Source organism: Nonomuraea sp. NPDC001684, from assembly GCF_053596515.1.
The window spans coordinates 1-10,505 of sequence record NZ_JBSFGJ010000328.1; the positions used below are offsets into that span (position 1 = coordinate 1).

Sequence of the window (10,505 nt, forward strand, 5' to 3'; positions counted from 1 at the left end):
CGTGGGGCGGTCGTGCGTGGACAACACGGCCGAGCGCTCGGCGCGGCCGGCGCACAGAGTCCGGATCATGGCCCGGCCGATGCCCTTGCCCTGGTGGTCGGGGTGCACGTGGATCTCGGCCAGCTCGAAGGCGTGGCCCATCCAGGCGTGCGCGGCCTCCTCGCCCGCCTCGTCGGCCAGCGCCCTGCTCACCACGTCGTGCCACCACTGGCCGGTCGCGCCGCGGAAGCCGTACGCGAAGCCGACGGTCCGGGGGCGCGCCACACCGGTCGGGTCACGCAACTCTGCGAAATAGCACTGGAAATGGGGATATGTGCCGTGGTTTCGCATGATGGTCTTGCGGCCGGCGATCTGCTCGGGGGGCGGGTTCATCGCCGCCGTGTAGATGTCGATCACCGTGTCCAGGCGTTCGGTGAACTCGGCCGGGCCCGCCCCGCGAAACTCGATCACTCGTCGCACATTACTCGACGTCGACCGGAGTGCCTCCGGTGATCGCCACCAACTCCTCGAACGTCGTCGGGAACACTGTCAGCGGGTGGCCGCCGGCCGCCCACACCACCTCGTGCTTGCTCAGCCAGTTGTCCACCAGGGTGCGGACGGGGGCCGGATGGCCGACCGGGGCCACCCCGCCGATCGGCTGACCGGTCGCCGTCCTGACGAACTCCGGCGTGGCCCGCCGTACCTTGGCGACACCGGCCGTACGGGCGATGAGCTCGACGTCCACCCGGTGGGCGCCGCTGGTCAGGACCAGCAGCGGCGCGCCGTCGGCGTCGAAGATCAGGCTGTTGGCGATCGCACCCACCTCGCAGCCGAGCTGGGCGGCCGCGGTCGCCGCGGTCGGGGCCTTCTCGGGCAGGACGACGATCTCTCCGGTGGCGCCCGCCGCGCGCAGGGCGGCCTCCACGACGACGGCGTTCGCCGGCAACTTCTCGGACATGAGGACACTCTAAACAGGTTGACCGGCTTATTACCTGTTCATGGTGGGTGGTGTAGGGTCCATCGATCCGGATAGTTCGTGATATGAGAGGTGGTACCGGTGGGGGCTCGACGGCTGCCCGGAGTGGCTGCTCTGCTGACGGCTGGGGCCGTCGTACTCACGGGCTGCGGCGCGCACGCGGGCACATCAGCCGCGACGACCGTCACCGGCGTGTCCAGCACGCCAGGCGCGGCGGGGGCCAAGGCAGGCCCCGCGAAGGCGCCCGTCACAGCGCCTGTCACGGCGCCCGTCACGGCGCCGCGCAAGACGCTGAAGCTGGGCGCGAAGGGCACGTCCGTCACCTGGCTGCAGCGGCGCCTGGCGGCTCTGGGCTACCTGCCCGGCAAGGCCGACGGCCGTTACGGCGGCACCACCCTCGCCGCCGTCTGGGCCTTCCAGAAGGTCAACGGCATCACGCCGACCAGCACGATCGCCCGCAGGACGTGGGAGGCGCTGGAGCAGCCGAAGACCCCGAAGGTGCTGGTGGGCAACGGCAAGCCGACCCGCGCCGAGGTCAACCTGACCAAGCAGATCATGGTCCTCTACATCGACGGCCAGGTGCGGCTCATCACCCACGTCTCCTCCGGCAGCGGCGTCCCGTACTGCGAGACGACCACTTGGCAGGGCAAGGAGCAGCGCTTCTGCGGCTCGGCCCGCACGCCGACCGGCGACTTCCGCACGACGTGGCGGGCGAGCGGCTGGCACAAGTCCTACCTGGGGCAGCTCTACAACCCGATCTTCTTCAACGGCGGCATCGCCTTCCACGGCGCGCTGTCGGTGCCGCTCTCCCCGGCCTCGCACGGCTGCGTGCGCATGCCGATGAACGTCGCCGAGGTGCTGCCCGGCCTGCTCGGCAAGGGCGTGCCGGTGCATGTGAGAGGCGCCTTCAGGCGCGCATAACGTCCGCATAACCGGATCCGGTGACGGCCGGGTTATCCGCCTCTTGCTGGACTTCCCCCGATTTGAGGGGGAATTCCATGACGACGTTCGCAGCTCGTGTTCCGGCTCCTGCCCCGTACGTGCGGCGCGGGAGCCGGTCGCGTTCGTGGTGGTTGCTGGCGATCGGATGGGTGGCGCAGGTCGCGCTGCGGCTGTGGTTGTTCCGGCAGCACGCCGGGCCCGTGGCCAACCCGGACGAGACCGGATACCTGATCGCCGCCCGGTGGCTGGCCGGCGGGCCCGGGGCGGATCTGACCGGCTTCACCTTCTACCAGGGCGGCTACCCGCTGCTGCTGACGCCGGTGTTCTGGTTCACGCAGGATCCGGTGGTGGCCTACCGGCTGGTCGTGGCGGTGGGGTCGATGGTGGCGGCGGGGGCGTTCCCGCTGGCGTACCTGCTGCTGCGGCGGCTGGGGACCGGGCCGCGGGCGGCGATGGCGGCGGCGTTCGCGGGCGGATTGTCGCCGTCGCTGCTGCTGTTCTCGGGGCTGGCGCTGGCCGACGCGGTCCTGCCCACCCTCGTCCTGGCCTGGCTGGTCGCGCTGCACGACCTCGTGGCCAGGGGGTCGGTCAGGGCGGGGGTGCTGGCGGGCGGCCTGGCGGGGTACGCCATGGCGGTGCACCTGCGCGGCACCGTCGTCCTGGCGGTGACCCTGCCGGCGATGGCGGGGCTGCTCATCGCGGGCCGCCGGGGCCCGGCAGGGAGGTTCTTCGCGCGCCGCCGCGGCGCGGTGGCCGGGACGGCGACGGCGGGGCTGTCCATCGCGCGCCGCAGGGGCGCGGCGGCCGGGCTGGTGGCCGCCGTGGTGGCGGCGGGAGCGGCGACGGCGCTCAACCGGGTGCTGTCCGCGGCGCTGTACCCCGGCGGGGCGCGTGACCTGTCCGGCCTCCTGGCCGAGCGGGTGAGCGGGCTCGACGGGCAGGCGTGGGCGCTGGCGGGGGCGGCCGGGCAGCTCTGGTACCTGATCGCCGGGACCTGGGGGCTGGCCGGGGTCGGGCTCGCGGGCGCCGTCGCCGTCGTGGCCAGGCGGTCGGCGCCGGGTCCGCGGCGCGTGCTCGCGGCCGTCCTGCTGGCCACGACCCTGGGCATCGCCTACGCCTCCTCGGCCGCGCTCCCCGACGAGCACCGGATCGGCAACTACGCCTACGGCCGTTACCTGGCCTGCGTGGCGCTCGCCTGGACCCTGGCCGGGCTGCTCGTGCTGGCCAGGGCCGGCCGCGGGGCCGTCGTGCGGCACGCGCTCGCGGCGGCCGGGCTGCTCGCGGCGACGGGCGGCGTGGTGGTCCGGTACGCCGGGGACCGGCTCCAGCGATACGCGTTCATCGCCTTCGACTTCCCCGAGGCGATCTTCCTCAGCCGGGTGCGGGACTCCTTCGACCTGGTCGCCACCTCCCTCGCGGCGCTCGTCCTGCTGGCGGGCCTGGTGGCAGCGGCGCTGCTGACCGCCCGCCGGGGGTGGCCGGCGGTCCTGGCCGTGCTGGCGGCGGTCAACCTGGTCTTCGCCGCCGACCTGGCGCCGAAGTCCGCGCCCGCCGCCGGGCCCGACTGGCTGCCCGTGCTCACGGGCCCGGGACGGGTGGCCGTGGACCGGCGGGTGGTGTGGAACGTCCGGGCCGTCCTGGCCTACCGCGTCTCCTGGACCGAGGCCGAGCTCTACGACGGCACGCCGCCGGCCGGCGTCTGCACCGCCGTCGTCCCGCCCGGCTCGGGGCCGGCGCCCGCGGGGTGGGCCGCGACCGGCGCGGGCGGCACCCGCCAGGGCTGGACCACCTGGGTCAGCGACCGCTGCCCCGGCGGGTCAGCGCGGGAGCGTTGACGCCGTCCGGGCCGCGGTGTACGCGCGGACCATGCCAATGGCCTGGGCCAGGGCCGCCGCCAGCAGGAGCAGGGCCGAGAACCACTGGTACGGCGGGAGCGCGTCGGCGAAAGCCTGATGGTCGTAGAATCCGGCCAGCCCCGGCACGGGGTTGTAGACGGCCGCCGCGAGCCCGAGCGCGTACGGCAGGATGAGCACGCCCGACAACACCAGCAGCGCGCCGCGACCTTGGGCCGCGCGGCGCAGCAGCAGCAGGCCCACCACGGCGATCCCCGCGGCCGCGACGCCCGCCACCAGCGCGATGCCCCTGACGATCCACCACAGGTCCGAGCCCAGCGACGTCAGGCCGCCGGAGGTCATCGGGTCCGCCGGATCGGGGCCCCGCGCCCCCGACGCCGTGCGCAGGGCCGCGTAGTTGACGGCCGCGTACGCCGCCGCCAGGACCGGCCCCGACAGCAGCAGGATGAGCGTGCCCGTCCGTCCTCGCACCGATCCCCCTCACCCGGCCGTGCCCGTACGGCCGCTCCGCCGGTTGTCCGCCACCCGCGCCGATTCGCGTACGGCCGGTCCGTCAGCTGTCCGCCATCCGCGCCGACAGCCTGTCAGACGCGTGCCGTCACCCGCCACCCGCGGCCGCGCGGGCAGGGTGGTCAGCGGGGGAGGCCGTGGAGGGCGATGTCGGCGGCCCGGCGGGCGGCGTCGCGGGCCTCCTCCACCGGGAGGCCGTCGTTGAGCGTGGTCATCACGGCCAGCTTCACCGCGCCGATCAGCGACCCCACGGCGGCCGCCGCCTCGACCCGGTCGAGCCGGCCGGGATAGGCCGCCGACAGCGCGTCCGCCAGCCGGAGCTGGCTGTCGAACAGCAGGTGCAGCGCCCGCGCCTGGAGGGGCGGCTCGCGCATGATGAGCTCCAGGCGCAGCGCCGTCTGCTCCGACCAGGTGGCCTGGCCGTCGTCCGACGTCGAGAGCGCGTCCTCGATGAAGGCGCGCAGCAGGTCGGCGGGCGTCTGGCCGGGGGCGGGCGCGGACAGGAACGCCAGCGCGCGCTCGATCTGGTGCTCGGAGTCGTAGAAGAGCACGTCCTCCTTGCTGGCGAAGTAGCTGAAGAAGGTGCGCGTGGAGACCTCGGCGGCGGCGGCGATCTCCGCCAGCGTGGTCTCCTCGTAGCCCTTCTCGCCGAACAGCCGGAGCGCGCCCTCGATCAGCGCCCGGCGCGTGCGCTGCTTCTTGCGCTCCCGCAGTCCTACCATGACGGAACTCTACACCGATTTACGAATTTCATGCATTGAAGTTTTGCATCGATTGAGGTTTTCTAGGGAGTGAGCTCGGAAGGGAGCCAGCATGTCCGACCTGACCTTTCCCATCACCCGCCGGCGGCCGTTCGATCCGCCCGAGGAAGCCACGGCCCTGCGACAACAGGGCGCCATGCACCGCCTGACCTTCGCCGACGGCCACCTCGGCTGGCTGGTCACCGGCTACTCGGCCGCCCGCGCGATCCTGGCCGATCCCCGCTTCAGCAACCGTCCGGAGCGGCTGCACCCCGTCGTGCCCACCCGGGTGCAGCTCCAGCAGCAGCTGCCGCCCGGGTTCTTCCTGCGCATGGACGCGCCCGAGCACACGCGCTACCGCAAGCTGCTCATGGGACAGTTCACCGTCCGACGGATGAAGGCGCTGGAACCCAGGATCGAGGAGATCACCCACTCCTGCCTCGACGCCATGCAGGCCGCCGGGCCGCCCACCGACCTGGTGCAGTCCTTCGCGCTGCCGATCCCGTCGCTGGTGATCTGCGAGCTGCTCGGGGTGCCGTACGAGGACCGCGCGGTGTTCCAGGAGGAGACCAAGATCCTGGTCAACCTGGAGACCAAGGCCGACGACGCCCTGGCCGCGTTCGCCAGGATCGGGGCGTACCTGTCGGAGCTGATCGGCCGCAAGCGGGCCGAGCCGGCCGACGACCTGCTCAGCGGGCTCGTCGGGGAGCTGAACCACGAGGAGCTGACCGGGGTCGCGTTCCTGCTCCTGCTGGCCGGGCACGAGACGACCGCCAACATGCTGGGGCTGGGCACGTACGCGCTGCTCACCAACCCCGACCAGCTCGCCGCCATGCGCGACGACCCCTCCGTGGTGGACAACGGCGTGGAGGAGCTGCTGCGCTACCTCACGATCATCCACCTCGGTCCGGTGCGCAGCGCCCTGGAGGACGTCGAGATCGAGGGCCACCTGGTCAGGGCGGGCGAGTCGGTCGCCTTCCACCTGCCCACTGTGAACCGCGACCCCTCCCGCTTCCAGGACGCCGACCGCCTCGACGTCCACCGGCCGGTCGGCGGGCACCTGACCTTCGGTCACGGCATCCACCAGTGCCTCGGGCAGCAGCTCGCCCGGGCCGAGATGCGCATCGCGTACCCGGCGCTGCTGCGGCGGCTGCCTGGCCTACGCTTGGCCGTAACGCCTGAGGAGGTGCCGATGCGTTCGGACATGAGCGTCTACGGAGTGCACCGCCTCCCTGTCACTTGGTAGGTCACGATGAAGATCACAGCGGATACGACGGTGTGCATCGGGGCGGGCATGTGCGCCCTGACGGTGCCGGAGGTGTTCGACCAGAGTGAGGACGAGGGCACGGTGGTGCTGCTGCGCGAGGTGCCCGAGGAAGGGCAGGAGGAGGCCGTGCGGCGCGCGGTGTCCCTGTGCCCGTCGGGGGCCATCTCCGTGTCCTGAGCCGCCGTCTCGTCCGGTCTGACCGTCCGCCGCCGCCACCGCCCCCGGTGGCGGCGGCTTCGTGCGCTCCTGGCGCCCTCGCGGGCGGCGATCACCGTGCCCGAACGGAGGGACGTCGCGGGACGGATCGATCATTTCGCGGCATGGTCATCGAACCTGTGTTCGTGGAACAGGTTGACACCGAGCGTGATCGAAATTATGTTCGACCTAGTGGCGGTGAGGCTCGCGGCTCAACGTCACCCAAGGGCCTGGCCGCGGTCGTTCGCTTCCCCAAGCGATTCCCGTGGCCAGGCTCCACGGGCGAAGGGCGCGTCCTCGTCGTCGGCGGAGACGAGTGGGCGTGTCCTGGCCGGACGGGGAGAGGGGAAGCTCCTCGTCCGGCCGGCCCGGCGGAAATGTCGGTGGCGTCTGAGAGTGTTGGCCTCACCGGCGGAGACGCCGGCCGCCGCCCACGACTCCAAGGAGGCGCGCAAGATGGCACCACGGCCTAGAGAAACGCCCGGGCCCCGGCTGTCGCCTGCGGTTCGGGCACACTTGACCGATTCACGTTCCTGCCTGGCGGAGGCGACCGCCGCTCGCACCCCGGCATCCCGATATGTGGCCGCCCACCTGGCGGCTCTTCGTGCGGCTGCGGCGATCCTGGCCGCCCGTCCCCGTCCCATGGAGGGCCGCAGGCGCCGTCTGCGCAGCGCGTGGGAGCTGCTGCCCGAGGCCGAGCCGCACCTCGCCGAGTGGGCCGCCTACTTCTCCGTGAGCGCCGCCAAGCGCGCGGCCGCGGAGGCGGGCGTGGTCCGCGGCATCAGCGCGGCCGACGCCAATGAGATCCTGGCCGAGGCCGAGACGTTCGTCTCGACGGTGGAAGACCTGCTCGGCGTCCCCGCCCAGCCCCAGCTTCCGGTGGACGTGCCGCTGGCGGGCTGACCCCGCCGCCCGGCTCTCCAGGCGACGCCGCCGCGCGGAAGAGCGCGGGTGGCGGGGTCTAACAAAGCCGATGAACGTGAGCAAGGCGGCTGTTGCTGACACGTGTGCCCAAAAGGGGCCGGGGGAGGGACCGCGACGCCTGTGGGGCCTGTTTCGAGGGGCGCGGCTTCGCCGGCTTTTCGCGCCAGGACGGCCGGGTCTTCGCTACATCGGGCCTTGGTGGTCCCGCTTGTCCCTCTGGTGGGCCTCGCTTCGCGCCTGGCCTCTCGGGGCGCGTGCAGGCCGCAGGAATCCGTCTTTGGGATTCGGGCCCTTTGTCGCGTTCGCCGAATAATTGAAAGTTCATTTTCGGGGCGGTACGACGGAGGGCCCGCCAGGGGAATTGGCGGGCCCTTCGGGGGTGAAGCGGTGGGTTCTAGAAGGACTCGACGGCCCGGCGCGCCTCGGCGTCGAGCACGCCCCAGCTGATGAGCTCCTCGGTCAACTCGCTCGGCGACTTGTCATAGATCACAGCCAACGAACGCAGGTCCTCCTGGCGGATCGACAGGACCTTGCCGTTGTAGTCGCCACGCTGGCTCTGAATGGTGGCGGCGTAACGGGCAAGCGCTCCGGCCTTCTCCTTCGGCAGTGTCGCCAGGCGCTCCAGGTCGATCACAAGCTTGGGAGTGGGCCCGAGCGGGCTCGGCGCGGCGCCTCCGGGCAGCAGCTCGGAGACGGGCACCCCGTAGAAGTCGGCAAGCTCGGCAAGCTTCTGCACGGTGACAGCTCGGTCGCCACGCTCGTAAGAGCCCACGACCACGGCTTTCCACCTGCCGCGCGACTTCTCTTCGACTCCATGCAGGGACAGCCCCTGCTGGGTGCGGATGGCGCGGAGTCGTGCACCCAGCGACTTTGCGTACTCAGACGGCATCGTGTGGCCCCCCGGCTCTCGTATGTATCGCTCTTAGTAGATTGTGCTCCCTTGCGGCATATGCCCCAGCCACCGGGGGGTACGGTGCCAGGCTCGGCACCATCGGTAGCCGTGGCCCTGGGTTTACCCCAGAACGCCGCGCGGTGTGGTTACGCACAGTGACGGTAAAGGGGTGGGAGCCTAAGGTCAAGCTGATTGGAAAAAAGATGCCGAATCCGGTCCGGGAGGGAACGCAACAAACGCCCCTCTTGTACCGGTGGCAACACTACTTCGTCATAGTTTGACGAGTGAAATCGAGCGTCAGGTCTCGCGGGTCAGAATCATGACCGGGCAGGTCGCGGCCTGGACGATCTTGATGGACGTGTCGCCCAGGAAGACCCGGCGCAGCGGCCCCGCGTCGCTGGAGGCGCACACGAGCAGCTCTCCCGGCAGCCACGTGGTCGTGCCGAGCGCCTGTGCCACGTTCCGGCCCTCCAGGAGCTCCACCTCGACCTGAAGCCTGCGCCGCTGCCCCCGCGCCGCCGCGCGCAGGTCCGCGGCGGCCTGGTCGCGCAGCCGTACGAGCATGTCCTCCTCGACCTGGACGCGGCGGCCGGTCCTGACCACCAGGGTGACCAGCCGCAGCGGGATGTCCAGGGTGACCGCGGCCTTGGCCGCGCCCCGGACGGCGGCGTCGGCGCCGGGCCCGCGGCGGTAGGCGACGGTGATGCGCTCGAACGCGGCCGGCGGGTCGTCGCCGTAGCCGCGCGGGGCCAGCAGCACGGGCACCGGCGAGGAGTGCAGGAGCTGGTCGGCGGTGCTGCCGACGGTGATGCGGGACCGGGTGCCGCCGGGCGCCGAGCCGATGACCACGACGTCGGCGCCGCGCCTGCGGGCCACCTCCACCAGGCCGCGCCCGCTGCCCTTGTTGGTGTGGCGCACGTACTCGGCCTGGTCGCCGGCCAGCTCGCGGGCCCGCGCCAGCGCGGTCTCGGCCTGCTCGCGCAGGTAGGAGCGCCAGGCGCCCTCGTCGGCGCGGGCGGGGCCCGGCGTGGTCGTCACGGGCGGCTGGACGGTCGCGACCGTCAGGCTGCCCCCGGTCTGCCGGGTCAGCACGACGGCCAGCGCGAGCCCGTCCCCGCCGCGCGGCTCCGCGATGTACCCGGCCAGCACCTTGTCGAACTTCATGTCACCGCACCTCGGCATTCAGCCGTGAATGCCCGTAGCCGTACAGGAAATAGCAGATCAGGCCGACCAGCATCCACAGGCCGAAGGCGGCCCAGGTGACGCCGGCCAGCCCGGCCATCACGATGACGCAGAAGATCGCGCCGAGTGCCGGGGTGAGGGGGAAGAGCGGCGTGCGGAAGCTGCGCGGCAGCTCCGGGCTGCGGTAGCGCAGGACCAGCACGCCGACGTTGACGATGAGGAAGGCGAACAGCGTGCCGATGCTGGTGGCCTCGGCGAGCTGGCCGAGCGGCACCAGCCCGGCCAGGACCGAGATGAACAGGGCCACGATCAGCGTGTTGGCGACCGGCACCTGGTGGCGCGGGTTCACCCGCTGGAAGATCCGGGGGATGAGCCCGTCGCGGGACATCGCGAACAGGATGCGGGTCTGGCCGTAGATGACCGTGAGCACGACGCTGGCGATGGCGATCACCGCGCCGAAGGAGACGATCACGCCCGGCCAGGTGGCGCCGGTGGCCTGGTCGACGATCTGCGACAGGCTCGCCTCGGTGCTCTCCGGGTCGAACTCGGTCCACGGCTTGGCCCCGATGGCGGCCACGGCGACCAGGACGTACACGGCGGTGACGATGAGCAGGGACAGCAGGATGGCCAGCGGCAGGTCGCGCTTGGGGTTCCTGGCCTCCTCGCCGGCGGTGGAGGCGGCGTCGAAGCCGATGTAGGAGAAGAACACCTGCGAGGCGGCCGCCGTGATCCCGGCCACCCCGAGCGGCGCGAACGGGGTGAAGTTCCCGGACTGGAACGCCGTGAACGCCACCGCGCAGAAGAACACCAGCACCGCGATCTTGATCAGCACGAACACCGCGTTGGCCTTGGCCGACTCCGAGGCCCCGTAGAGCAGCAGCCAGGTGGCCAGGAGCACGATGAGGATCGCGGTGACGTTGACCACGCCGCCGTCCTGGCCGGGGGAGCGGGTGATCGCCTCGGGCAGCGTCCAGCCGAACAGGCTGCGCAGGAACGCGTTGAGGTACTCGCCCCAGCCCACGGCCACGGCCGCGACGGACACCGC

At 72.0% G+C, this 10,505-nt stretch carries 12 protein-coding genes; 5 read left to right on the forward strand and 7 right to left on the reverse strand.

Annotated features, from left to right (window positions below; all coding sequences use genetic code 11):
• Positions 1-450 (reverse strand): GNAT family N-acetyltransferase (locus ACWCSD_RS37850; RefSeq protein ID WP_449922160.1); only part of this gene is annotated, 450 nt, incomplete at its 3' end.
• A 10-nt stretch (positions 451-460) separates the two neighbouring features.
• Positions 461-937 (reverse strand): YbaK/EbsC family protein, encoded by a 477-nt coding sequence (locus ACWCSD_RS37855; RefSeq protein WP_449922162.1) that lies wholly within the window; start codon positions 935-937, stop codon positions 461-463.
• A 210-nt stretch (positions 938-1,147) separates the two neighbouring features.
• Here ACWCSD_RS37855 and ACWCSD_RS37860 point away from each other — a divergent pair, with 210 nt between their 5' ends.
• Together ACWCSD_RS37860 and ACWCSD_RS37865 are read left to right on the forward strand one after the other, a co-directional pair.
• Positions 1,148-1,876 (forward strand): L,D-transpeptidase family protein, encoded by a 729-nt coding sequence (locus ACWCSD_RS37860; RefSeq protein WP_397162189.1) that lies wholly within the window; start codon positions 1,148-1,150, stop codon positions 1,874-1,876.
• A 77-nt stretch (positions 1,877-1,953) separates the two neighbouring features.
• On the forward strand, positions 1,954-3,732 hold the full coding sequence (locus tag ACWCSD_RS37865; protein WP_449922164.1) for a hypothetical protein: 1,779 nt from the start codon (positions 1,954-1,956) through the stop codon (positions 3,730-3,732).
• Here the strand turns inward: ACWCSD_RS37865 and ACWCSD_RS37870 are convergent.
• Both ACWCSD_RS37870 and ACWCSD_RS37875 read right to left on the reverse strand, forming a co-directional pair.
• Entirely contained in the window at positions 3,715-4,221 is a 507-nt protein-coding gene (locus ACWCSD_RS37870) for a hypothetical protein (protein WP_449922166.1), read from the reverse strand. The two genes, ACWCSD_RS37865 and ACWCSD_RS37870, sit on opposite strands and share 18 nt — an antisense overlap.
• Before the next feature lie 161 nt (positions 4,222-4,382).
• The gene (locus tag ACWCSD_RS37875; RefSeq protein ID WP_449922168.1) at positions 4,383-4,982 is read right to left on the reverse strand and encodes a TetR/AcrR family transcriptional regulator; all 600 of its coding nucleotides are present in this window, start codon (positions 4,980-4,982) and stop codon (positions 4,383-4,385) included.
• Between the two features lie 91 nt (positions 4,983-5,073).
• Here ACWCSD_RS37875 and ACWCSD_RS37880 point away from each other — a divergent pair, with 91 nt between their 5' ends.
• The 3 genes from ACWCSD_RS37880 (at position 5,074) to ACWCSD_RS37890 (ending at position 7,365) form a co-directional block, all read left to right on the forward strand.
• On the forward strand, positions 5,074-6,246 hold the full coding sequence (locus ACWCSD_RS37880) for a cytochrome P450 (protein WP_397162185.1): 1,173 nt from the start codon (positions 5,074-5,076) through the stop codon (positions 6,244-6,246).
• 6 nt (positions 6,247-6,252) lie between these two features.
• Positions 6,253-6,444 carry a ferredoxin gene (locus tag ACWCSD_RS37885; RefSeq protein ID WP_357705325.1) on the forward strand — a complete coding sequence of 64 codons (192 nt, stop codon included), beginning with the start codon at positions 6,253-6,255 and terminating at the stop codon, positions 6,442-6,444.
• A 534-nt stretch (positions 6,445-6,978) separates the two neighbouring features.
• Complete coding sequence (locus tag ACWCSD_RS37890) at positions 6,979-7,365, forward strand: SAV_6107 family HEPN domain-containing protein (RefSeq protein WP_387666304.1); 387 nt, start codon at positions 6,979-6,981, stop codon at positions 7,363-7,365.
• A gap of 415 nt (positions 7,366-7,780) precedes the next feature.
• Here ACWCSD_RS37890 and bldD read toward each other — a convergent pair whose 3' ends face one another.
• The 3 genes from bldD to ACWCSD_RS37905 form a co-directional block, all read right to left on the reverse strand.
• Positions 7,781-8,275: a transcriptional regulator BldD gene (bldD, locus tag ACWCSD_RS37895; protein WP_026214021.1), complete on the reverse strand. Its 495-nt coding sequence runs from the start codon at positions 8,273-8,275 to the stop codon at positions 7,781-7,783.
• Positions 8,276-8,575: 300 nt separating this feature from the next.
• Positions 8,576-9,442, reverse strand: a complete 867-nt coding sequence (locus tag ACWCSD_RS37900) for a universal stress protein (RefSeq protein ID WP_358294021.1) — start codon at positions 9,440-9,442, stop codon at positions 8,576-8,578.
• 1 nt (position 9,443) lies between these two features.
• On the reverse strand, positions 9,444-10,505 hold a 1,062-nt coding region (locus tag ACWCSD_RS37905), incomplete at its 5' end, for an amino acid permease (protein WP_449922171.1).